The following is a 23,517-nucleotide window of genomic DNA, read 5'->3' on the forward strand; positions in this document are numbered from 1 at the left end:
GTCCAGCCACCGCGGCCAGGAGAGCCGACCGTGCTGGGGCGCCACCGCGTNCTCGGTCGCCTCGGCAGCGGCGGAATGGGCGTGGTCTACCTCGCCGAAGGACCGTTCGGCAGGGTTGCCGTCAAACTCGTCCGCGAGGAGCTCGCCGACGACCCCGACTTCCGCCGCCGGTTCCAGCGGGAGGTGCAGGCGTGTTTCCGGGTCGGTGGTTCCCGCACGGTCCGGCTCGTCGACTTCGAGCTCGACGCCGACCGGCCGTGGTTGGCCACCGAGTTCGTGGACGCGCCCAACCTGGCCGTGCAGGTGCGCGCGGGCGGCAGGCTGGGGCCGGACGAGCAGATCGTCCTGGCCACCGGCCTCGCGGAGGCGCTGGTGTCCATTCACGGGACCGGCCTGATCCACCGCGACCTCAAGCCCTCGAACGTGCTGTGGACGCCGGCCGGGCCGAAGGTCATCGACTTCGGGATCGCGGCCGCGGCCGACGCCGCCGCGTTGACCGTCAGTGGCCAGTTCGTCGGCACACCGGGCTGGCACTCCCCCGAGCAGGTCGCCGGGCAGGAGGCGACGCCCGGCGCGGACGTGTTCGCCTGGGGCGCGCTGATGTGCTTCGCCGCCACCGGCGAGGCCCCGTTCGGCACCGGGCCGGCGCCGGCCGTGCTGCAGCGGGTGCTGCTCGCCGAGCCCGCGGTCGACCTCGATCAGCTGGCGCCCCCGCTGCACGGGCTGGTCACGAGCGCGCTGGCCCGCGAACCCGCCGACCGGCCCACCGCGGTTGACCTGCTCACCGCGCTCGGGGGCCCGCTGCCCGCCGATGACACCAACCACTCCACCCGTCGCCTCGGTGCCTCCGCCGCCCTACCGCCGACGCCCCCCTGGTCCGCCACCGTGACCGCGACGTCGGCAGCGACGTCTGCGGCGACGTCTGCGGCGACGTCTGCGGCGACGCCGGGGGGTGCGCGGCCGCCGGCGGCGGAGTCGGGGGCGGCCCCCACCGGCGGATCAGCTCGCGCGCGACGGCCCCGGCGGCGGACCTTGGGTTTCCTGGCCACGGCGGCCGTGGTGGCCGTCGCGGCCACCGTCACCGCCGTCGTCCTCGCCGCACGTGACGACGGATCGGGCTCCTCCTCGTCGGAAGGCGGAGCCGCCGCCACCGGCACGTTCAGCTCCGCCGAACCGTGGCGGCTGAGCGTCGACAACCAGACCGAGGACGGCAGCGGCTGCACGGTCGTCGTCTCGGACACCGCCACCGGCGAGAACGAGACGCTCAGCGAGCTCTACGGCGCGAAGGAGTACCAGGTCTATCGGACCGGCGAGTTCCGCTTCGATGTCAGCGCGGCGGGGTGCACGGTGGCGGGCCTGCCCACGAACGGCGACGCGGCCCTGCCGTTCGCGCATCCGGCGTACTCGGGCGACACCGAGGTGTTCCGGACCACGGGGACCGTCCGGGTGGCCGTGGTCGACTTCGGCGACGCCGAGGACTGCGAGCTCTCGCTGCACGCGATGTCCGACGGGCGGCTGCTCGACTTCGCGACCGCCACGGCCGGCGGCGCCGGCGAGGTCACGCTGCAGGCGGGCGGACCGGATCAGGTCTACCTCGCGGAGCCCCCCTGCGGCATCCGCGTCCCGGCCGAGTAAGGACGTCAGGCCGCCTTCGGCTTCTCTCCCTTCGCGGGCTTGTCCCCCTTGGGCGCCTTCTCGCCCTTGGCCGGCTTCGCCGCCTTGGCGGGCTGCTGCTCGAGGTAGAACTTCGCCGCGGCGCGGACGGCGTCCGGGGTCGGGGACGGTTCCCAGCCGAGCTCCCGCGTGGCCTTGCTGTGGTCGAGCGGCGGCATGAAGTGCATGAGCCGCGCGCTGACACTCGTCATGACGACGTCACGGCGCAGCACCCGGCCGGCCACATCCCCGGCGCGGCCGATCAGCTTCATCAACCCGATCGGCATGCCGATGCGGGGCGGCCGGGCGCCGCCGGCCTCGGCCGCGATGGTCACCAGTTCCTTCCAGGGCATGAAGCGCTCACTGACGATGTACCGCTCGCCGACCCGGCCCTTCTCCGCGGCCAGCAGGAACGCGCGGGCGGCGTCCTGAATGCCGACCACCTCCATGGACGCGTTGGCGAAGTAGAACGGCAGCCGGCCGCGCGCCGCCTCGGCGATCATGACCCCGTGCGGGGAGCCGTGGTCGGGCGCACCATAGGTCGTCGACACGCACATGACGACCGCGGGCAGATCACGCTCGCGGCAGTAGCTCAGGACGAGGTCCTCCGCGGCGACCCGGGCCTGGATGTACGGCCCGCCCAGGTGCAGCCAGTTGTTGGGGATCTCCTCGTTCGCCGGCCCACCGCCGTCCGCGAGGCCGATCGTGCCCACGGTGCTGCAGAAGACGAACCGCCGCACGCCGGTCTCGACCGCCGCGTCAAGCGCGTGCCGCAGGCCCTCGACGTTCGTCGCGAACAGCGGAGCCGGGTCGCGCAGCCAGGCTCGCGTGTCGACGATGCAGTAGTACACCGTGTCGACGCCGCTCATCGCCTCCCGCAGCGCGCCGGCGTCGGCCAGCTCGCCGCGGTGCTGCGTGACCCGCAGGTCGTCGATGGCCCGGGTCGAGCTGGAGGGGCGAAGCCACACCCGGACGTCGTCGCCGCGCTCAACCAGCTGCCGCGTGACGTGTGACCCGAGGTATCCACTCGCGCCCATCACCAGCTGTACATCANCCACCGGTGCCCACTCTCCCTCTGCTGACGGTGTTCGCCGGACCACTCGCCGGCGGCCCTGTGGCCACGGCTGGGCACCCCCCGCGGGGAGACGTACCGACAAACCTGCCGGAGATGAGAGTTATCACAGGTCACGCCCTCAATCGACGGGTTCGTCCGCCGCCGGGAGCCCCGGGAGGGCCGGGAGCACCGGGAGCGGGTTTGCGGCGCGCGGGCGGCGCGCACGTTCAGGGCGGAACTCGAACCCGTCCTGCGGAGGTGGCACTGTGACGCACAGCCTGGAAAACCGGAAGATCGCGATTCTGGCCGCGGACGGAGTGGAGCGCGTCGAACTCGACCAGCCGCGCGGTGCCCTCCTCGGCGCCGGCGCGAGCACCGAGGTCATCTCCATCCACCCCGGCGAGATCCAGGCCCGGCAGTTCGACAGCGTTCCCGCGGGGACCATCCCGGTGGACAGGCTGGTCGCCGACGTGGCAGTCGACGACTACGACGCGTTGCTCCTGCCGGGCGGCACGCTCAATCCGGACAGCCTGCGGCTGAACCGCGACGCGGTCGCCTTCGTCAGCGCGTTCACCGCTGCCGGCAAGCCGGTGGCGGCGATCTGCCACGGTCCCTGGATGCTGGTCGAGGCGGATGTCGTCCGCGGGCGGAGGATCACCTCGTGGCCGAGCATCCGCACCGACCTGCGCAATGCCGGGGCCGAGGTCGTCGACGAGGAGGTCGTCGTCGACGGACAGTTCGTCACCAGTCGATCTCCCGCCGACCTGGCGGCCTTCTGCCGGGCGATCGTGGAACATTTCGCCCGGCCCCGGGTGCCCTGACCGGCCGTACCCGGCATCGGCGAAACGGCGCTCCCGGGCATGACAGGATCATCGCGGTAGGCAGTGCCACCGGCGGTTGACCATGGGCCAGGAGCGAGGGCGATGAACGGGGAGCAGGCAGCGAGCCGGGAGCAGGAAGCGGACCGGGAGCAGACCGCGGACCGGGAGCAGGCAGCGGAGCGGCAACCGGAACGGGGTGGTGCGCCGGTGCGGGCGGCGGGTGGGGTCGTGTGGCGCCCGGCCGCCGAGGAGGTCGAGATCGTGCTGGTGCACCGGCCTCGCCACGAGGACTGGTCACTGCCGAAGGGCAAGCTCGACGACGGGGAGACGTGGCTGGCAGCCGCCGTCCGCGAGATCGAGGAGGAGACCGGGTTCGCGGTCGAGGTCGGCGAGCCGCTCGGCGACGTGACCTACCTGGTGGACCACCACGGGAGCCNGGCCACCAAGATCGTGCACTACTGGGCGCTGCGGGTGACCGGCGGCGCGTTCGTCCCGAACGACGAGGTCGACGAGCTGCGCTGGGTACCGCTCAGCGCCGCGTCCGGACTGCTCAGCTACGACCTGGACCGCGAGGTGGTGGACCGCTTCCGCGGCGCCNACGGCCGGCGCGGCCTCGGCTGACGAACCACACTTTCCGGTGAACTGTGGCCGTCCCGTGGCCCGGGGGACCGGTCCAGGCGGGAACGCGAGGGCACCGAAGTGCCACGATCCGTCTCGGCTGGTCGGTCAGGTCCGGGAAGGGCGGCGAGACGATCATGGGTAGGCACCGCCTTGTCAGACCCGGGCCGGCGGCGCGGATGCGTGCACCGGTCCGCCGGGCAGCCGGGGTGGCGGGGACGACGATCGTGCTGACCGGCGGCGTGAGCGCCGCCGGAATGGTGGCCGGCCCAAGCGCGGTCGCCGCCCCGATGACCAGGGTGATGGTCATCGGTGACTCGGTGACGCACCAGACCGCCGGCGACTACACCTGGCGCTACCGGCTCGCCCAGCACCTGAACCTCTCCGCGCCGGGCGCCGTCGACTTCGTCGGTGACCGCATCGACGTCTGGGACAACACCGCGAACGCGCCCGGCTCGAACGACTACATCGACGCCTGGTTCGACCGGGACCACCACGCCGTCTGGGGGGACGCGACGCGCGTCGAGCGGGACGCGGTCGAGGGCCTGCTGCGCGCGAACCCCGCGGATGTCCTGGTCGTGGCGCTGGGCGCGAACGACCTCACCTACTGGTCCACACCGCAGACCGCCGCCGACGACATGCTGGCGCTCATCAACAACGCCCGCCGGGTCAACCCCGGCATCGACGTCGTGGTCGCCCAGGTCCTCGACCGCTCCGACTACATCGGCGGACGGGCCCTGCAACAGCAGGCGACCGCCTACAACACGCTGCTCGACCAGCAGGTCGCCGGCTGGCAGACGGCGACGTCCCGGGTCGTCGTCGCCCGCGACTACGCGGAGTGGAACCCGAACCTGCACACCTGGGACGGCTCGCACCCGAACCCGACCGGCGACTTCGTGATCGCCCGGGCGGTGGCCAACGCCCTGGCCCAGCTCGGGATCGGCTCGTCCTTCGGCCCGCTGTACGGCGCCGTGCCGTGGCCGGGCACCGGCCGCGCGGTCACCGCCGTCGCCCAGGCCGGCCGGCACACGCTGAGCTGGGCGGCCACGCCGGGCGCCACCGCCTACCTGATCGAGCAGCGGGTGCTCTCCTACGGCGAGCAGAACTTCTACCGCCTGCCCTACCCGCTGGCGGCGACGGCCGGGACGAACTCCTGGACGACGGGCACCCTGCCGGCCGGGCTGACCACCCAGTACCGTGTCGTGCCGGTCAAGGGCAACATGACCGGGCAGGCCGGGCCGTCCGGCCAGGCCACCGCACTCTGACAACCGCACGCTGACCGCACGCGCTGACCGCCGCACGCTGACCGCCACGCGCCGAGCGCCGCCCTCCGACCGCCGCGAGGCCCTCGGCGCGCGGGTAGGTTCGGACAGGTGAGGACATATCCGGCCCGGCTCCTGCCCGCCCGTGTCCGCACCCGCGCACCGCGCCGGAGTGTCGCCACCCCCGGCCGCCCTTCATGATCGAGACAGCCGCTCCGCTGACGGACATCTCCGAGTGGGCCCGCGGCAGCGGCCTCGAGATCGTCATGATCCTGATCGGCGCCGTCCTGCTGACCCGGCTCGCGAACTGGGTGGGTGGCCGGGTCGAGCGGCGCATCGACACCCGGGCACAGCAGACCGACGCGGTGGTGCGCTCCGAGTCCACCAAGCACCGCCACGCGGTCGTCCAGGTCCTCACCTGGGTGTCACTGACGCTCGTCTACTGCGTGGCTGTCGTTCTCGTGCTGAAACGGCTCGGAGTGCCGCTGACCGGGGTCGTGGCGCCCGCGACCGTGCTCGGCGTGGCGCTCGGCTTCGGCGCGCAACGGCTGGTGCNGGACGTCCTCGCCGGCTTCTTCATGGTCGCCGAACGGCAGTACGGCTTCGGCGACCTCGTTCGCCTGGTCATCACCGGTTCACCGAACGCGATCACCGGGACGGTGGAGGAGGTCACGCTGCGCATCACCCGGCTGCGGACCTCGAACGGCGAGGTGGTGATCACCCCCAACGGCCAGATCATCCAGGTCGTCAACCTCTCCCGGGACTGGGCCAGGGCCGTCATCGACGTCCCGGTTCCCTTCAGTGTGGACGTCGCGACCGTGACCGAGGTGCTCACCCAGGTCGGTACCGAGGCCTACGCCGACGATTCGTTGCACGATCTGCTGCTGGACGCGCCGACGGTGCTGGGAGTGGAGAGCCTCGATCTCGACCAGTTCAAGGTCCAGATCGTGGCGCGAACCCTGCCGGGCAAGCAGTTCGAGGTCGGGCGGGCGCTGCGGGCCCGGATCAGCGGCGCCCTGCTCCGGGCCGGCATCCACATCCCGGCCGTCCTCGACACCGCCCCGCCGACGGCGTCATGAGACGGCTGATCCGCGCCGGGTGGCTGGCCCACCGGCCGACGCGCCTGCCGATGCGGCGCTCGACCGTGCTCCTCAGCGTCGCGCTCGCCGGCGTGTTCGTCCTGTACATCCTGGTGCGGCCGCAGTCGCTGCCGGCGTCGCGCTCCTACAGCGCGGCGGTCGAACAGGCCAAGAGCGAGATTCGTAAGGAGCAGGAGGCACGGGCGTCCGCCACGCCCACCACCTCTACCGGCGCCGGCGCCGGCACCGGCAGGTCGCCAGCGCCGACGCCGGCGGCCCCATCCACCGGCGTGGAGGAGCCGAGCCCGACGCCCGAGGTGTCGACCGACCCGAGCCTCGCCCCGTCCCCGCCGGTTCCCGGTACCCCCACTCCGACACCCGACGGGTCCGCCAACGGCTCGCTGGACCCGTTCGCGTCCCTCGCCCGCACGGCGGGCCCCGCGCAGCCGAGCATTCCGACCCCGACCGCGACCGGCACCCCGACCGCGCGCTGACCGCCCGGCCGGCTCAGCGGCGGAGCATGCCCGCCTCCTGGATGGCGGACGCGACGAGAGTGCCGTCCCGGGTGAAGAACATGCCCCGGGAGAGTCCCCGGGCCCCACCGGCGCTCGGGCTGTCCTGCACGAACAGCAGCCAGTCATCCGCCCGGAACGGGCGGTGGAACCACATCGCGTGGTCGAGGGAGACCAGGTCGAGCAGCCCGGGCAGGCCCGCGTAGGGCAGGCTCGCCGTGCTGGCCAGGGTCAGGTCGGAAAGGTAGGTCAGCGCGCAGACGTGCAGTAGCGGGTCGTCCGGCAGCGCCTGGTCGACCCGGACCCAGACGTGCTGCCGGGGCATCCCGTCGGACGGCCCGCCCGCCCCCGCGGCCGTAGCCGGCCGGGGCTCGGTGCCCGCGGTGGAAATCGGCGTCGAGCGGATGTCGACCAGCAGGAACGGCTGGTACTCGGGGGCCTCGTCGATCGGCCCCCACCACCGGCGATGCGTCTCGGGACCGGCGACGTCGGGGGCCTGGAGCTGGTGCGTCTCGCCGGTGTCGCGCGGCCGCTGGAACGACGCGGACATCGAGAAAATGGTCTCCCCGTCCTGCACCGCGCTCACCCGGCGGGTGGTGAACGAGCGGCCGTCACGGATCCGCTCGACGAGATACACGATCGGCGCGTCGGTGCGGCCGGGGCGGAGGAAGTAGCCGTGCAGCGAGTGCATCCGCCGGTCCGGTTCGACGGTACGGCCGGCGGCGATCTGGGCCTGGGCCGCGACCTGCCCACCGAAGGCCCGCATCGGAGCGCCGTCGTGGCACTGGCCCCGGAAGATGTCGCGGTCGACGGACTCCAGCGTCAGCAGGTCCGCGAAGTCGGGTTTCCGCTCGGTCATCGAGACCCGCCGGCGGGTACCGGGCCGGCGGCCACGGGCAGCCGCCACCCGCGGCCGACGGACCCCTGCTTGGCACCCGGCTCGACGGCCGGCTGCACCGGCGGGGCGACTACCAGCCGAAACGGCGGGATCAGGACCACCGTGCGAGGCTACGCCGTACTCACCGCCGCCGACTCGACCCGGGGTCCGTTCCCACCACTCGCCGCGCCCCGACCGCCCCGACCGCCCCGACGGCCCCGACGGCCCCGACGGCCCCGACGGCCCCGACGGCCCCGACGAGCGGATCAGCCCCGACCCGGACGAGCCACGTCAGTCGCCAGCCGCGCTCGTCTCCGGGGCGCCGCCGAAGATGCTGTTGCAGAACAGCAGGTAGAACCGGTCCGGCCGAGGTACGTGATCGATCTTCTCCAGCTCGCTGGTGTGGTCTCCCTCGGTCTCCAGGGTGAAGGAGCCGTAGCCGAGAACCCGGCCGGTGGGATCCAGATCGTAGGAGAGGTCGGTGATCTTCGACATCGGGATGCTCTGGACCCGGACGGTGATGATGCCGGATCTCCTGACCAGCCGCGAGCTCGTGATCATAACGGAGGTGCAGCGCCAGTCGAGCAGGCGCCACAGCAGCCGCAGCACCNCGGCCAGCGCCGCCCACCACAGCAGCGTGACGAGGAAATCCGCGCCACTGTCATGGAGCGCTGCGTAGATGGAGAGCGCAGTGACCCCGGCCAGGACCGCGCCCGTTTCAAGAACCACCCGTGCCAGCACCACCCAGTGCGGCCGGATCCGGACAATTGTCTGTTCATTGGCAGCCAAGAACCTGGCATTGCCCATACCGAGCCTCGCCCCCCGCGTTCGCTCGGCGCATAATCTCATGTTTCCCGGGGATCTGACCATACCCCGTGGGGCATTCCGGATTCCCACCCCCGCGCGATAACACCGGAACGGCCGCCCGGGGCGCAGACCACCAATCCCGAAAAACAGTGGGATCAGCAGGACGCGCGCGACAGGTCCGCCGAGCCCGCCGCCGGTTTATGCGCCTTTCGTCGCCTCCGCTGCCTTTGCGGTCTCTGTATCGTTATTGCCGGCGAGATCGCGCAGCAGGGCCCGGGTGCGCGCCGCGTCCGGAGCGGAGAAGCGGGCCGCGACGAAGTCGGTGACACCCGCGCCGGCCAACTCCGCGATCCGGCCCCGCACCGCCTCCTCGTCGCCGATCAGCGCCACGTCGGCCGGCCCGGCGGCGCCCTCCCGGTCGAGCATCGCCCGGTAGGAGGGCAACCTGCCGTAGATCTTGAACTCGCGGGCCGCCCGGTCGCGCGCGGCGTCCGCGTCGTCGGTGACGGCCACCGGCAGGACCGCCACCACCCGCGCCGCCGGCCGGCCGGCGGCCGTCGCCGCGGCCTGGATCGTCGGCACGATGTGCTCTCGGATCGTGCGCGGGCCGGTCATCCACAGCACGGTGCCGTCCACCCGTTCGCCGGCGAGCCGCAGCATCTTCGGCCCGAGTGCCGCGACCAGCACCGGAAGACGTCCCAACCGCGGTGTGCTCAGCGCGGCCGCGGCGCGCACCGTCTCCCCCCGCACATCCACCGGCTGCCCGTCGAGCAGCGGAAGCAGGACGTCCAGGTACTCGGAGAGGTGCCGCAGCGGCCGGTCGAAGCTGTAGCCGAGCATGTCCTCGATCACCATGCGGTGAGACAGCCCGATGCCCAGCGTGAACCGCCCGCCGAGCGCCAGCGCCGTGGTGAGCGCCTGCTGCGCCAGCATCACCGGATGGCGCGGGTAGGTCGGCACCACGGCCGAGCCGACCTCGATGCCGGGCACCTGGCTTCCCGCGAGGGCGAGCGCGGTCAGCGCGTCCAGGCCGAAGATGTTCGACAGCCACGCGGAGTGCAGGCCGTCGGCGGCGGCCTGGGCGAGCTGGTCCCGCAGCCGCTCCAGCGCGTCCGGTCCGGCGCTGTCCGAGAGCGTTGTTCCGATCCGCATGCCTTCTCCATCCTGATCGTTCACGACGCCCGGACGCGGTAGGGCCGCTTCCGATGATCGGACAGCGGCCGGTCAGGTGCTCGGTCAGGTGTCGCAGGGCGACGCGGCGGGAGTCGGCGCCGTCGGGACGGCCGCGGCCCAGTCGGGCAGCAACCGGTCGTCCGGGGTCGGGACCCAGCCGCCGGGGCCGGGCAGGTAGCGCCAGCCAGGGCCGCGGGTCAGGTAGCTGCGCAGTGCGTCGAGGAGCTCGTCGACGTCGGCGGCGGTGGAACCCACGCCGACGCTGGCCCGCAGCGCCCCGGCGGGTGCCCCCAGCCGGTGGAGCAGCGGATGCGCGCAGAACCGGCCGGCCCGCAGGCTGATGCCGCGCTCGGCGGCGAGATAGGCGGCGGCGTCCGGGTGGTGGCCGGTGAGGGTGAAGGTGACGACGCCGACCGGCCCACTGTCGGTCACCGGGGCACCGGCGGCAGGTGCCGGGTCCGGGCCGGCGTCGGGCCACAGGGAGAGCACACGCACACCGGGCAGGTCGGCGAGGCCGCGTACCAGCCGGCCCTTGAGCTCCTCGTCATGCGCGGCGAGGGCGCCCACCGGCAGCGCCGCCAGCGCGCGGCAGGCGGCCGCGAGCGCCGCCACGCCCGGAAGGTTCGGCGTTCCCGCCTCGTGCCGCGCGGGGGCGTCGGCCCAGTCGACGGAGGTCAGCGTGACCTCGCGGACGGCACCGCCACCGGCCAGGTAGGGCGGCGCCACGTCCAGCCAGTCACGCCGGCCGAGGAGCGCCCCGGCCCCGAACGGGGCATAGAGCTTGTGGCCTGACAGGGCCAGGTAGTCGATGCCCAGGCCAGCCAGGTCGATCGGGCGGTGCGGCGCCAGCTGGGCCGCGTCGACGAACAGCCGGGCACCGGCCTCGTGCGCGAGATCGGCCAGCCGGGCCAGCGGCAGCCGCTCGCCGGTCACGTTGGACGCGCCCGTCACCGCGAGCAGCGCGGTCGGCTCGGCACACAGCGCGGCGGCCAGCGCGTCGAGGGTCTCCTGAGCCGTCGGGCGGGTGGCCACCACCGTGCGCCGCAGCGCCGACCACGGCAGCAGGTTCGCGTGATGTTCCAGGTCGAGAACCACCACCCGGGCCGACGGGCCGACCGCGTGCGCGACGCAGTGCGCGAGCAGGTTCACCGCGTCGGTGGTGTTGCGCGTGAACACCACGGTGTCGTCCGGCCGGACGCCGAGGAACCGACCCACCTCGTCCCGGGCCGCCTCGTACACGGTCGTGCACACCTGCGAGCCGAAACCGGCNCCGCGGTGCACGCTCGCCGAGTAGGGCAGCAGCCGGGCGACCTCCTCGGCCACGGTGACGAGGCTCGGCGCGCTCGCCGCGTAGTCGAGGTTGACGTGGCGGGCGCGGCCACCGCCGACCAGCGGCACCGGCAGGTCCGCTCCGACGACCGGCAGCAGCGCGTTCCGGCCCGGTCCGGTCGTCGCGGGCTGGCTGAGGGCAGGCTGAGCAGAGGGCACGGCCAGGACTCCTTCGGGTCCATCGGACCCCGGTGAGGGTCCGCACTTGCCGCTCCGGCTCATCCGGACGCGGCCTGGTCACAACCGGGGGCACCCCGCCGCGGAGGAGGGTTGCCGGCCAGCAAGCCCGGACTTGACGCTGGCGCTCTTGACCTGGTCGAACACAGTGCGGCGCTGCACCTCCACGGTGCGGGATCCACAGCGCGGATCCACAGCGCCACCGCGCGAGTCACGCAGGGCGACCCATGGCGGCACAGAAAGACTACCCCGCCGACCGAGCCGGTCGACAACCACCCCTCAGCTCCCGTCCGCACACGCCCCGCGCTCGCCGGCAGTCCGGTCGACCGCGCACCGATGAGTTCCGGGACACGCTTCGGTCAGACCAGGTGAACACCCAGCAGGCCGCCGGAACCCGCGAACATGGGCTCCGCGAGCACCCAGGACAAAGCCAAGGAGCGTCCGGAATGCGCACTCTGATCGTGACCGCCTTCGTCTCCGTCGACGGTGTGATGGAGGCACCGGGCGGGGAGACGGGCTACCGGAACGCCGGCTGGACNTTCCAGGACATCGACTTCGACCCGGCCGCCTACGAGATCAAGGGCCGGGAGCAGGCGGAGACCTCTGTCCAGGGCTCCCTAGACTGTAACGCATGCGAGTCACCACACGTCGGACCATCCGGGTAGCCGTCTACCTGCGGATCTCTCAGGACCGGGCCCTAGAGGAAGAGGGCGTCGACCGCCAGCGTGCAGACTGCCGTGAGCTGGTCGGCAAGCACCCGGACTGGACACTCCACGAACCGTTCTTCGAGGACAACGACAAGAGCGCCACGTCGGGTGAGGTACGCCCCGCCTTCGAACGGCTACTCAGAGAAGTTGAACAGGGACAGATACAGGTAGTAGTCGTTTACACATCGTCACGATTCCTGCGCCTACGGGAAGAGCGGGCCCGGATCATCAGCCTGTTCCGGGAGCACGGCGTCCGCCTGGTCGCAGTCAAGGGCCCCGGGTACGACTTCTCCTCCGCCGACGGCCGGTACGTCGCCGACCTGATCATGGCTGGTGATGCGGCGGAAGCCGAGAGGATCGCGGAACGGGTCGCGCGGGCGGCAGAGGACAGGGCAGAGAAGGGGCGACCCCACGGCGGGCCCCGACAGTTCGGGTTCACGGCGGTAGGGAAACAGATCATCGAAGAGGAAGCCGACGCGATCCGGGCCGTTGTCGACCTCGTTCTCGGCGACCAAGACAGGGACGGCATCAACGTCACCGCCGCCGCCCGCTGGCTTGACGAACAGGGCATCAAACCCCCGTCCGGGGCCGCGCAGTGGGAGCGGAAGACAGTGGCACGGCTCCTGGCCTCACCCGCGCTCATCGGCCGGCGGACACGCCACGGTAAGGACGTCGGCCCCGCGAACCACGGCCCGATCATTGACGAGGCGACGTGGTACACCCTTCAGGAGCGACTGAAGAAGAACGTCAAGACGACCCCTGCCAACATTGCGCGGCACCTTCTCTCCGGCACGGCCCGGTGTGGCGAGTGCGACTCTGCCATGTACAGCAAGACGCAGAGAGACCCGAAGAGCGGGAAAGAATATAAGTACATCGCGTGCCGCAAGCCTGGATGTAAGAAGTCGTGCCAGGACATGGCTCAGGTGGACGCGCACGTGACGGCAGTTTCCCTGGCCTACCTCTCGCGGGAAGACGTCCGCGAAAAGCTCATTTCCGAGGCGATCCCGGATGCCCGTATGTTCGCGCGACTAGAAGATGACATCCGCCACGTCGAGGATCGCATGGTTGCTCTGACAGAAGAGTTCCCCGACCTCACCAACGACCTTAACCGCCGGATGTTCCGCGCGGGGCGTGAGCGTCTACAGGCAGAGCTAGACAAACTGTTGGTGCGCCGGTCGCAGTATGCCGAGACTTCGGCTCTGGCCGGTCTGGTCGGCGTGAGCGACATACCGGAACACTGGAAGAGCCTGACGCTACTCAAGCGTAAGGAGCTGATCAGGACCCTGTTCACGATCAAGATTCACTCGGCGAACCGCAGGCACGGGTTCGACCCCACGCTAGTGGAGATCACGCCGAGGAAGGTCGTCGAACCGAGACGAGGGTCACGCACCCCGGAGGNATAATAACCGGAGCGTGACTGATCGCGTACGGGAACGCGGGGAATACCCTCAAAAGTACCATTGCGCCGCCTGGTCTCTGGCCTGTTAGCTGGACTCCGACACCATCGCTCACCCACTAACGCCAGGAGAAACACCAGGACCACCGCAAGGCCCGTGTGCGCAGGCTCTGCCTTTCGCAGGCTCTGTCCTTCGCTGCACCGGAGTAATACCCGTCCTTGGAGGGACAACAACACAGCACGACACCACCCGTGTCCTTGAAAGGAAAACAGTGCCACGGGCTATTAACGCGCCTAAAAAGTGGAATGACGAGGAGATTGAGTCTTATCGAGCTGAGCTAGTAGCGTCNTGGGCTCCGCCGACGCGAGAAGTCATGGCAGAGGTAAACCGTATCCTCGGTGCGATTCCGTGTGCGGGTACCGGCGCGGGGGCACAGGAGACAGTGATAGCCGCGTAGAAACCCGCGATTAATCAATTCCTCCGACCAGCTTTGAGGGGGGCTGGTCGGGCCACCACGCACACCAAGGATCACGGTTGAACACAGAGCCATACACCCACTGGGCGTACTTCACCACCGAGGAAGCCGCGCGGAAGTGCGCGGACGATCTGACGGCCAGGTTCGACGCCCTCTGTGCGGTCGACCCGCCGATGCCGCCCACGGAGCGGTACCCGATCCCGGACACCAAGTGGCTTCTACGTGCCGCCCGGAACGTCGACACTGACACCGATTGGCACGCCCCGGTGGAAGCCGTCGTAATCGCCNACAGCGGCAAGTACGACGGCGGCGAGTCCACTTATGACGTGGGCACGGGAGAGCCGATCCGAGCAGCCGATAGCTGAGCCCTGGCATCACACCCCCGTTCACTTTCGGGCGGGGGTTTTCTTTTTCTGTGACAGTGACCCCCGGTATGTAGTCGAGGGCCGGGACAGTGCGCATGCCCGGTCACTCCTTAGATACGAGACTGACTGGTCTTGTATCCCATGTGAACGCCGCTTTGCGAGAGCATGAGCTTGTCATAAAAGAAGCGCCCGGTGGGAGCCGGGCGCCATTACACAGAGACGATACAACCTTGTCAGACATGAACAGCGTAGCAGAAGACTACGCACGTGAAATAGACCACTGGGCGAGAGTCTACGGTGGCCACGGCTGGATGATCGCTCCGGCTGACCTTTACCAGGGCGAACACCGGGACGAGAAAGAGTTCCGGTCACTCAGGGGCGTGTCCTGGAAGGATGACGCCACGGGTAGCCGCCGGAAGCTATCGCGATGGTTCAATCCCGAAACTGGCGAGCATGCCGGCACAGGGATCATGGCGAACTGCGAAACCTCAAACGTGGTTCTTATCGACCTGGACACCAAGAACGGTAAGGACGGTGTCGCCGAGTGGGAAGAGCTACAGCAGCGGTATGGAGCCGCCCCTACCCCATTCACTGTGACCACGCCATCGGGCGGTAAGCACCTGTACTACCGGCAGCCGGAGAACGGACCACGCATCAACGGGAAACCAGGGAAAGAAAGGTCAGGGATCGCGGCCGGGATCGACATCAAGGCAGATAGCGACGCGGGCGCCTTCCTTCCACCAACGATCATCAAGGGTTCCGAGGGGAGAAGGTATCAATGGGATAGTTTCAGCGGCCCGACCGATATCCCTCGTGCTTCTGAGCTTCCCGAAGCACCGTCGTGGATTCATCAGGCCNTCGTTGACCGGGAGGCAGCTCTATCAACCCCNCGCGCCAGTCAGACCCCGGTCGACAATTGGAAGAACCGTGGGCCGCGCGAGGAACGTAAGGAACCCTTGTCGGAGGTGGGGCGCACGCTCGACCGTTACAAGCGGATGCGCCTTCACCCAATACTGCAAGAGGACACGGATAGCAACCCTTCTGTCCTGCGCTATCTGGACGCCGAAGCGAATTACATTAGCGCGCTCCCGGTGGATGGTCCGGGAAGCTCGGAAACCAACAGGGTGACGTTCTTCTTCCGCCGGTTTGTCCTCTCGGCACAGTTGGACCCGGAGGTACTGCGGGAGCGCATGCACGCGGCTGTAGACGAGGGGTGGACAAGANGGAAGCACCACGGGTACCGGGGCATTGAAAGTGCTCTCAGTGCGTCTGAGGACAAGCTAGAGCCCCTGTATTGGGATGACCGTACCCAGAGCCCCGAAACGATGGAAAGGCTCATGGGGGCGTTCTGGTACGCCCGGCCGGAGCTGACGCATATCTACAGGGAAAGTCTGGCACGACGTGGTGCACCCTGGGCAGTGTTGGGAGGCGTGCTCGCGCACGTGATATCGCAGGTCCCGCCGAATGTCGTTCTTCCTCCTATCATCGGCGGGTATGGGTCGCTCAACCTGTACGTGGTCGCCATGGCAGCAAGCGGAGTAGGGAAATCCTCGTCACAGGTCATCGCCCGTGAAATCATCGAATACGTGGGCTGCGAGGACATCTACACGAGGGAGTTCGGGACAGGGCAAGGTGCCGCCGGGCTCTTCGTCGAACCCGCGAAACAAGGGAGGGGAGACGGCGCACCCGTAGGCATCGACCTCGAAACGGGCATGAAGATTCTCCGCAGCTCGGCGATAGGAACGTTCGGGGAGATTTCGAGTCTCGCAGCACACACCAACCAGCAGGCCAGTATCACAATGTCCACGCTGCTACAGATGTTCATGGGTGAGGCCACGGGGCCGAAGTACAAGAACACGAACGTGGACCTTGATATACGCGCCCACACTTACCGCTTCTGCGTCCTGGCGACCGCGCAGACCAAAAAGGCGGGCATCCTCCTTAAAGACGCTGACGCGGGGCTGCCTCAACGATTCCTATGGGTGCCGGCGACCAAGGATCCTGTGTCTCGCGANGCCCGACCAATGCGAGGCGAACCACTGAAGGTACGTCTGCACCNGGACATCATGCGCNGGAAGAATCCAGGGCAGGTTGAGAACCCGCTCTATGGGAAAGCCGAGTTCGCGCCCGAATACACGGAAGATTTCACGGCCACACCTGAGAGGGTGATTGTATCCGTCGCCAAAGAGGTCATCCGTGAGATTGAAGACGAACAGGATGCCAAGGCGCTAGGACTCTGGGTAGAACCAGACGAAAAGGACGAGCTTAATTCCCATTCCTCAATTCTTCGACTGCGGGCGGCTGCGGCTCTGGCGTTCCTCGCGGGACGGATAGATGTCACGGTCGAAGACTGGGAACTTGCGGAAGTCGTCATGTACGTGTCTGCCAGGACGCAGGAACACGCGCTATCCACGATCGAGCAGGTAAAAGCCAGTGCCACAGTAAAGAATGAGAGGGACCGTCGAGAGGCGATCGCATCGGTTGATGCGTCCGAACGCGAGAACGTCGAAGAGACAGCGTCCGCAGTGCTGGAAAAGCTCAGTGTCGAAGAGGTCACCTACGGTGAACTCCGGGACAGTCTGAGTAGAAAACAGCGCATCTACCTCGATCGTGCGCTGACTCTGTTGGAAGAGCGCGAGCACATCAAGCGGGTGGAACGGCTGAATAGCAGACGGAGACTTACTCACTATCTGTCACTGAAATCATAGCCCGGTGACCCCGGCTGTCGTGGTAGCGAATACCCCGGTTACCCCGGCGGACAGCCGGGGTATTCGTCGCACATGGCGCGTTCCGGGGGCCCGTTCATTACAGAGAGTAAAGCCAGAGGGATAGATTATCACTGACAGTATAATTAATTAAAGATGTCTTCCGGTAAAACCTCATCCTCTGGCTTTTTCACGTGAATACCCCGGCGGACAGCCGGGGTAACCGGGGTATCTGAGACGTCCCAGCGCCGGGGTAACTGGAGTCTTTTTCTGCTCACGCACAGTAACCCCCTGGCTTTTCACGGAACCCGTGCTCCGGCCGGCATCTGGAGTTCTACCGCCAGCGTCACAACCTCTGACAGCGTCAGGTCGAGGTCTGCCGACTTCTCTTCTAGCCACTCGACTACGGCGGCCGGCAGGCTCAGGCTCACTTCCTGGCGGTCGTCTGTAGCGTCTTCTCCGTCGTCGANGGGCTCAAAGTCCTCTACGACCTGATACGGGGCCGCGGTGGTGTTCCGGCCTGGAAACCTCGGTAGCGGGTCGTCTTGCCTACGCCAGGACCCCGGGAGGTCCCGACTGAATTCCTGGGCTACGTTCCTCCGGCCCCACATCACTCTTTCCCTGTGGCCGAGACACTGGTCATCCACAGCTCCACAGCCGCGCGCAATGTTTCCGCCATCGTCGAGCCTGAGCGTGTCTGTACGGCCTTCAGGAACCTGTACTGGTCAGCAGTAATGTCGAAGGCCACTTGCTTTGCATAGGCCCCGTAAGGCCGCGGTCGCGTTTGTGGCCGCTTCGCTATGCTTTCATACGTCGTCATTAACAGAGACTCCCTGGTAATTAGCTTCTTTCTCTCGATAGTAAAGCCAATTAGCATTACCTTTCTCTTTCGTGCAACTATTTATTCAGGCCCTCGAAAACGCGGGCCCACGCGAAAGGAAAAGTAATGCCACCACGCAAAAAGACACGGGTTCCCCTCGTACCGGACAGGACACTCCCGCTTCACGTCGATAACGGTCGTCTGAAGACACCCACGGGTTCACCAGCCCCCGTAAAAGGCGGCGTAGCCAATTACCCTTGGGATGCCTACAACCCGAACATCCGGCCTACCGACGTCGCGGGGGCAGAGAAGGGCGTCAGCGGCCACACAGGGCCCTTTATCGAAGCACAGCAGGTTGATACCCGTTCAGTACCCGCACAGAGGTATCAGGCTTCCATCGTGGGCNGGGGCAACATCCTCTCGTCACAGTTCGGAAAGGATGCTGTGACGGCAGCTCCACGGGAACAGGTTGACGGGCTCCAGGACCCCACCCCGGGGTCACGCTCACGGAACCGCAACTTCAGGAACACAGCCTCCATGAATTGGGACCGCTGAAATGGGCTATATCGAAAACGCAAATGCCTACATAGCCGACTTCCACAGTCGTCTGATGTCACGCGGGCAGCCGAACATTAATGAGGACCAATTCGGGGAATTGAAGGACGGGCTCAGGAAGGAACCGAAAGCATCGACAGCACCGAAACCAGCCCGCGCACCGAAGCCGAAGTCAGAGCCACAGGCCGCGCCGAAACCAAAAGTCACCACGACAGCCGGAGCATCACCGAAACCACCCGCTGAGAATAAGCCATCCGGCCCGGACAAAAGCGGGATTCGCGAGCTGTAGTTGTTACACCGACCAACCCGGGTTGCAGCTCAAAACGGAATTAGCCGTCTCACATGTTGAGATGGCTAGTTCTGTAAGGCGGAACTTCACACGCGGGCACATTTCATCGANCCGCCTGCAAATAAATGATTTCGGGTCGCAGGATGACCCGACAATAGTTGATACAACAAAGGATATTCGTATGGATACAGGTATTAATTCACCGTCGGGGTTCTGGGCCTCGAAAGTAGCAGCACAGCAACGTGAGCAGGAAGCCCTAGAAGCAGCTACAGAGGCAGCGTGGGTAGCACGGGCCGCAGAGATCGGGGTCTTGGGGATGAAGAGGGAGCGGGCGCAGCAGACAGCCCTACAGAACGCACAGGAGCCCGCAGAGCACGAGGTGTGCCCGGTCTGCGGGTCGGAGGTCTGGAGTTCCGGCAGCGCGGGTCAAGGCATCGCAGAGAACGGACTCACCGGCCCTGTACAAAGGATGGGAAAAGACCCTCGCCAAACCATCGGGTGGAAGCGTTGCAGCAATTTTGGTTGCTCATGGCCTGTCGGTGCACAGAGCGGTAGCGGCCCATATTCTGCGGGCGTAAGGAACTTCCTGAAATGACCACGGCAACGCTCACCCGTCCCTGTATCGAGTGCNGGAAGGAAAATAAAGCGTGGTCACATACATGTGATGCCTGCCGCTACGCCGCTCTCCCCCCTCGACGTAAAAAGGGAACGGGAGAAAGCGAAAAAGGAAGCACGGAAAAAGTGGATCCGCCAGAACGGGGGTTCGGGGGTCACGAAAGCAGAGAAAAAGGCTATCCGTGAAAGTAGTAATTGCGTATGGTGCTCAGCTCCGGCCGATGAAACAGATCATCTGTTCCCGCTATCACGCGGGGGTCCTGACGAGGTCTCTGGAATCGTAGCTAGCTGTGGCCGGTGTAATAGAAGCCGGGGAAACAAGCTGCTGACAGAATGGGATTGGACGCGGGTATGCCGGGGGCTACTTTCCAATGATGCAGTCGGTAGAGAACTTGCCCGACTAAGCGGGGAAGACAAGGACCCTACCGACCACATACCTACCGGACGTAGACCTACTCATACGTGACGTTCCCAAATAAATGATACCGCCCCCGAAATGATTCGTGCCCATTAATCGGGGCTACATTTCGGGGGCTCACTACTAGTGAGGAAACAAATGTACGCTACCCGTTCAATGAATGCTGACCTCGTCGAGGGAATGACCGACGGAAAGTTTAAAAAGGTCGTACAGAATCGGGGTCAAGCTGAAAGAACTACCTACCAGGACCGTAAAGCACTGAGCGATGTGTACTACGGGATCCACGAGACACCGGTGAAGGTCCTTCCCGATGGTCGTAGCGCGAGGACACCCGACTACGTAGCCACACCGCCTGTTCAGCCCTTCTACATGGGGTACTGAGCCTCACAGAGCCACAGCACGCGGCGCCGTTCACACAGCTCGACAGCACAGCTCGACAGCACAGCTCGACAGCCCCGGACCCATAGCAACAAGGGTTCGGGGTTTCCTCGTCTGAGTACACATTCGCGGAGCCCCGTACCNGCGTAGCCCTACCAACTTCCCGGCCGCGTTCCCTCGTCTCAGTACGGGCATGGGAAGCACGATTCCGGCCTGGTGAACGANGGCAGTGTCATCGGCCTGGTGGTCATGCGCCTGGCCGTGCTCGTTGCCGGGGGTACCTACCTACTCGGGAGACATGTAGTCACATCATCACGATTTGTAATATCGCATTCATGATCCATCTGCACGTGCATCCGCACTATCGTTCTGACGCCCGGGAATTGAAAGTTACCGGGCGTTCACCGGAAGTACGCACTTAACTACTCATGGTATGTATGCCTGAAGTGTTGCCCACGTCATACACATGAACGATTGACATCATGCTCAATATCAGGATGACCCCCGTCAGGGCAACGGGGTCGGGGCGAACAACATCATTTGTAAATGATGTTCACGGCTCGACGCACGCACGCGCATTGATGATCGATAACAGGTCGGTGCGTCAGGGCTCCGGCGTCGAGGTCCTGTCCGTCGAGGTTGAACGTCACGATGATCGATAACACTAGGGTGCGTCAGCCCTCGACACCACGCCCCCCGCTCGACGGTCGTCACGTGATGAACGACACATCGTCCCGCGATCATGAGCCCCCGACCGTCGTCACTTTCTGTAGCGAAGGGGGGTACCCTTAACGATCTTGACCTCAAGATCATGTGCCAGGCATCTCGCGCACTTTTCCCACAGAACTATTCACACAGTGTCAACAGTGCAGTCAGACCGACGGGGCCGGTGCCTCTACCTCTTCCATGAGCATCCGCAGAGTCAGGCTGTGCTTCTCCGGCGGTAGAGCGTCCAGAGCCCCACGCGCGTAGGCGATGCCCCCTGCCTTGTCACCAGCACGGGCGAGCATCAGGCCCCGGTGCATTTCGAGGTGCGTGCGGAACCTCGGGAGACTCGCGGGCAGGGTTTCCGCCGCCGCCTCCTGAGCCTTCAGGGCCCCTTCCTCGTCTCCGAGACGGGCCAGGAGCAAGGACGTGAAGACGTTCATCCGCCAGTAGGGCACCGCGTAGTCCGACTCCTGGTCTTCACTGCCGGCAGCGTCGAAGATCCGGCGCCCCTGGTCTAGGAGGTCGACCGCGGTTCCCTCGTCACCCCGGATCGCGGCGACGTGAGCACGCCCCATGACAGCGTTGAGCCTGCCGAGTGAGGGCCGTTCGTCGATCGCTTCCGCCTGCCGAGCAAGGGTTTCAGCCACCCCCAACGCCGCCCCCTCGTAGCCGAGAGCGATAGCCGCGCGACCTCGTACCCACACCCTCGTCTCGGGATCCCCGGACCTGTCGGCTGCTTCCACAGCCGTCCGGTACCAGGTCACGGCCTTCACTCCGTCGGAGCCTGGGTACGTCTTCGCGTACAGGGTCGCCAACCTCGACGCCACGCCCCACCGTTGCGGGTTATCAAGCTGTTGCTGTATGACAAGCATGTCACCGGTCAGCCGCTTTTGGATCTCCCCTGCCCCCAGGGACATGTAATCCCGACCGTAGGAGACGAGGGTCTCGCCCCACTCGTCAACGTCCGGGCCCGCACCCGCGAGAGCTGCCGAGAACCCGCTGTGAATGAGGTCAGACGCGATGACGGGGGCGATGCCCGTAGCCACGGCGGCTATCGAGGTGAAGCGGCGACGATCCACGGATGCATGCTCCATGATCTCTAGCGGGACCTGTAGGACTCCGGCCAGGTGACGCAACCAGAACGGATCGGGGCACCGGATCGCCCCGCGCTCCCACCTCGACACGGTTTCCCGCGTGATGGTGTCGCGGTTGCTCACNTTGACCAGCTCGTCAGCTAGCCGGCCCTGTGACCAGCCACGGGCCGAACGTAGCTCGCGAATCAGTTCTCCTACGGGCACACGACCAGTCTGCCCCTACAGGTGCCACTCCCGGTAGGTGCGGTGCGTGATCAGGCTGTGTCTAGGCGCATCGGGGAGTCAGGGGGTCGGTGCGCTCACCAGAACGCCCCCGGGTGTGCTGCTGCCGTCGACGCCGGTACGCCCGGGGGCCCTGAAGGGGGCGACGATGCCGTACGTCAAAGTCACGAGGTCAGCGGGCCCACCGGGCATCCTGTTCCAGGAGAGACCGACCGCCGGTAGTGCGGTACGCCGCCGTGCCATCCTCGGAGCGTCCGGCCTGCCCAGTGACGACGCCACATGTTGATCGTCCTGTGCTACGTGAACGATCGCGACTCCACGAGCACCGTGGTCAGCCCTGAAGTCCTCCGGCACGCGGACCTGTCGGAGCTTGCCTCACGCCTGGTGCGGATGCTGCCGGGGGCAGAGCGGGTGAGGATCGAGGATGGCAACGGGCACTCGCTANCAGACACCGGCGGCGTGGTTTCCGTCTGACCAGGGTTTCCCACCTAATCAGTGGACTACATAGAGTGACGCCCGTTGCTAGGCCCGAACGACGCCCGCCGGACCCCCCTGACAGCTACGTCGGGAGATCCGGCGGGAGGGTGCCCTAGCGGCCTAGATGCCTGTCGTTGCAGGGGTTCCTGGCCTAGGCGCAGACCTAGACCTAGGTCGTCACGCCCTCGTGGCTACGGCCTGTCTGAGGGCATCGCGAGTCACCCCGACAGCGTTCGTGGCCCGTCCCTTGACCCCCGTGGCCCACACCTGGTCATCGACCTCGACACCGGCGCCGCGTAGGTGGGCTCCGACCTGCTGAGCTGTCCACGGGGCCCCGTCCGCTCCGGCGTACCGGTCGGGGTGCAGCTCCGCGAGACGGACCGCGAGGNCGGCAAGGTGGGCCTTGTCCTCCCGCGTGACCTCCAAGACGTGCCNCAGGAAGACGACCGGACCGTGCTCGTCAACCTCGACGACTTCNCCGGCCGCCTGTCCGGACAGCGTCCCTGCCGCTAGCCGGAGGACACGAGCGCGGTCCGCTACCCGCTCTGCGGCCGGAGCATCGACATAAGCACCACGCGCCACGAACGGGTCATCGTCGACACCGGCAATGAATGCGATTCCTTTATCTTTCCGGGTGAATGTATAAGCCTGAACCCCACGGGCCGACATTCCCGTTCCGAGAATTGCATTGTTTTCGATATGACCCGCGACCCTCAATGCGATACGAATACCAGCATTAGCGGAAACGTCGAGNGGTAGGGAATCCTTATTCGGGCGCTGTGTCGCCAGAAGTAGCATGATTCCCAGGGCCGGGCCCCGTTTAATGATGGCGACGGAAAGTTCCGTAGCTTCCTCGCGGAGTTCTTTATTCGAAAACAGTTCCTGGCACTCGTCGATAGCCAGGACTACGGGTTGAAGGTCACCGATCTT

15 protein-coding genes, 8 pseudogenes and 1 riboswitch are annotated in these 23,517 nt (G+C 66.9%); of the genes and pseudogenes, 15 read left to right on the top strand and 8 right to left on the bottom strand.

Annotated features, from left to right (window positions below; genetic code table 11):
- Nucleotides 1-51: 51 nt before the first annotated feature.
- Nucleotides 52-1,635, top strand: a pseudogene (locus tag UG55_RS15245) (protein kinase); the annotation flags it as partial.
- Between the two features lie 5 nt (nucleotides 1,636-1,640).
- Here the strand turns inward: UG55_RS15245 and UG55_RS15250 are convergent.
- The coding region (locus UG55_RS15250; RefSeq protein ID WP_396230918.1) for an NAD-dependent epimerase/dehydratase family protein at nucleotides 1,641-2,706 on the bottom strand (1,066 nt) is incomplete at its 5' end.
- Between the two features lie 267 nt (nucleotides 2,707-2,973).
- Here UG55_RS15250 and UG55_RS15255 point away from each other — a divergent pair.
- The 7 genes and pseudogenes from UG55_RS15255 (at nucleotide 2,974) to UG55_RS15275 (ending at nucleotide 6,981) form a co-directional block, all read left to right on the top strand.
- The gene (locus UG55_RS15255) at nucleotides 2,974-3,528 is read left to right on the top strand and encodes a type 1 glutamine amidotransferase domain-containing protein (protein WP_066068879.1); all 555 of its coding nucleotides are present in this window, start codon (nucleotides 2,974-2,976) and stop codon (nucleotides 3,526-3,528) included.
- 102 nt (nucleotides 3,529-3,630) lie between these two features.
- Nucleotides 3,631-3,964, top strand: a 334-nt coding sequence (locus tag UG55_RS15260; protein ID WP_242424476.1) for an NUDIX hydrolase, incomplete at its 3' end; no start/stop codon positions are given.
- Between the two features lies 1 nt (nucleotide 3,965).
- Nucleotides 3,966-4,125 (top strand): annotated as a pseudogene (locus tag UG55_RS37470) (NUDIX hydrolase); the annotation flags it as partial.
- 200 nt (nucleotides 4,126-4,325) lie between these two features.
- Entirely contained in the window at nucleotides 4,326-5,411 is a 1,086-nt protein-coding gene (locus UG55_RS15265; RefSeq protein WP_242424479.1) for a GDSL-type esterase/lipase family protein, read from the top strand.
- Between the two features lie 194 nt (nucleotides 5,412-5,605).
- Nucleotides 5,606-5,963 (top strand): annotated as a pseudogene (locus tag UG55_RS37475) (mechanosensitive ion channel family protein); the annotation flags it as partial.
- Nucleotide 5,964: 1 nt separating this feature from the next.
- Nucleotides 5,965-6,487: pseudogene (locus UG55_RS37480) on the top strand (mechanosensitive ion channel family protein); the annotation flags it as partial.
- Nucleotides 6,484-6,981: a hypothetical protein gene (locus UG55_RS15275; RefSeq protein WP_066068889.1), complete on the top strand. Its 498-nt coding sequence runs from the start codon at nucleotides 6,484-6,486 to the stop codon at nucleotides 6,979-6,981. The pseudogene UG55_RS37480 and the gene UG55_RS15275, both read left to right, overlap by 4 nt.
- 13 nt (nucleotides 6,982-6,994) lie before the next feature.
- Here UG55_RS15275 and UG55_RS15280 read toward each other — a convergent pair whose 3' ends face one another.
- The 5 genes and pseudogenes from UG55_RS15280 to UG55_RS37490 form a co-directional block, all read right to left on the bottom strand.
- Nucleotides 6,995-7,858 (bottom strand): acyl-CoA thioesterase II, encoded by an 864-nt coding sequence (locus tag UG55_RS15280; RefSeq protein ID WP_066068893.1) that lies wholly within the window; start codon nucleotides 7,856-7,858, stop codon nucleotides 6,995-6,997.
- A gap of 309 nt (nucleotides 7,859-8,167) precedes the next feature.
- Complete coding sequence (locus tag UG55_RS37485) at nucleotides 8,168-8,485, bottom strand: PH domain-containing protein (protein ID WP_255360487.1); 318 nt, start codon at nucleotides 8,483-8,485, stop codon at nucleotides 8,168-8,170.
- 396 nt (nucleotides 8,486-8,881) lie between these two features.
- Nucleotides 8,882-9,835: a TIGR03564 family F420-dependent LLM class oxidoreductase gene (locus UG55_RS15290; RefSeq protein WP_066068901.1), complete on the bottom strand. Its 954-nt coding sequence runs from the start codon at nucleotides 9,833-9,835 to the stop codon at nucleotides 8,882-8,884.
- An 84-nt stretch (nucleotides 9,836-9,919) separates the two neighbouring features.
- On the bottom strand, nucleotides 9,920-11,125 hold a 1,206-nt coding region (locus UG55_RS15295), incomplete at its 5' end, for an aminotransferase class V-fold PLP-dependent enzyme (RefSeq protein ID WP_242424481.1).
- A gap of 1 nt (nucleotide 11,126) precedes the next feature.
- Nucleotides 11,127-11,407, bottom strand: a pseudogene (locus UG55_RS37490) (aminotransferase); the annotation flags it as partial.
- Nucleotides 11,382-11,498, bottom strand: a riboswitch (SAM riboswitch). Its footprint overlaps the pseudogene before it by 26 nt.
- 310 nt (nucleotides 11,499-11,808) lie before the next feature.
- On the opposite strand from UG55_RS37490, the pseudogene UG55_RS46270 reads away from it, so the two are divergent.
- The 7 genes and pseudogenes from UG55_RS46270 to UG55_RS47325 form a co-directional block, all read left to right on the top strand.
- A pseudogene (locus UG55_RS46270) lies at nucleotides 11,809-11,900 on the top strand (deaminase); the annotation flags it as partial.
- Between the two features lies 1 nt (nucleotide 11,901).
- Nucleotides 11,902-11,967, top strand: a pseudogene (locus tag UG55_RS47315) (deaminase); the annotation flags it as partial.
- A gap of 26 nt (nucleotides 11,968-11,993) precedes the next feature.
- A partial coding sequence (locus UG55_RS47320; RefSeq protein ID WP_396230919.1) for a recombinase family protein occupies nucleotides 11,994-13,467 on the top strand: 1,474 nt, incomplete at its 3' end.
- Between the two features lie 533 nt (nucleotides 13,468-14,000).
- The coding region (locus UG55_RS15310; RefSeq protein ID WP_206779374.1) for a hypothetical protein at nucleotides 14,001-14,228 on the top strand (228 nt) is incomplete at its 3' end.
- Between the two features lie 317 nt (nucleotides 14,229-14,545).
- Nucleotides 14,546-15,163 (top strand): bifunctional DNA primase/polymerase (locus UG55_RS30060; RefSeq protein ID WP_242424543.1); only part of this gene is annotated, 618 nt, incomplete at its 3' end.
- A 108-nt stretch (nucleotides 15,164-15,271) separates the two neighbouring features.
- A partial coding sequence (locus UG55_RS30065; RefSeq protein WP_206779376.1) for a hypothetical protein occupies nucleotides 15,272-15,529 on the top strand: 258 nt, incomplete at its 3' end.
- Between the two features lie 3,810 nt (nucleotides 15,530-19,339).
- The gene (locus UG55_RS47325; protein WP_128423004.1) at nucleotides 19,340-19,756 is read left to right on the top strand and encodes an HNH endonuclease; all 417 of its coding nucleotides are present in this window, start codon (nucleotides 19,340-19,342) and stop codon (nucleotides 19,754-19,756) included.
- A 1,202-nt stretch (nucleotides 19,757-20,958) separates the two neighbouring features.
- On the opposite strand, the gene UG55_RS15325 is transcribed toward UG55_RS47325, so the two are convergent.
- Together UG55_RS15325 and UG55_RS37495 are read right to left on the bottom strand one after the other, a co-directional pair.
- A partial coding sequence (locus tag UG55_RS15325) for a transcriptional regulator (protein ID WP_242424484.1) occupies nucleotides 20,959-22,011 on the bottom strand: 1,053 nt, incomplete at its 5' end.
- A gap of 1 nt (nucleotide 22,012) precedes the next feature.
- Nucleotides 22,013-22,092 (bottom strand): annotated as a pseudogene (locus UG55_RS37495) (hypothetical protein); the annotation flags it as partial.
- Nucleotides 22,093-23,517 lie beyond the last annotated feature (1,425 nt).

It is taken from the genome of Frankia sp. EI5c (assembly GCF_001636565.1).
Taxonomy (GTDB): domain Bacteria; phylum Actinomycetota; class Actinomycetes; order Frankiales; family Frankiaceae; genus Parafrankia.

What these genes read in the sequence shown, in the direction of transcription:
- UG55_RS15265 (WP_242424479.1), top strand. Translation starts at nt 4,326, where the DNA reads ATGCGTGCACCGGTCCGCCGGGCAGCCGGGGTGGCGGGGACGACGATC.
- UG55_RS15275 (WP_066068889.1), top strand. Translation starts at nt 6,484, where the DNA reads ATGAGACGGCTGATCCGCGCCGGGTGGCTGGCCCACCGGCCGACGCGC.
- UG55_RS15280 (WP_066068893.1), bottom strand. Translation starts at nt 7,858, where the DNA reads ATGACCGAGCGGAAACCCGACTTCGCGGACCTGCTGACGCTGGAGTCC.
- UG55_RS15290 (WP_066068901.1), bottom strand. Translation starts at nt 9,835, where the DNA reads ATGCGGATCGGAACAACGCTCTCGGACAGCGCCGGACCGGACGCGCTG.
- UG55_RS47325 (WP_128423004.1), top strand. Translation starts at nt 19,340, where the DNA reads ATGCCTGCCGCTACGCCGCTCTCCCCCCTCGACGTAAAAAGGGAACGG.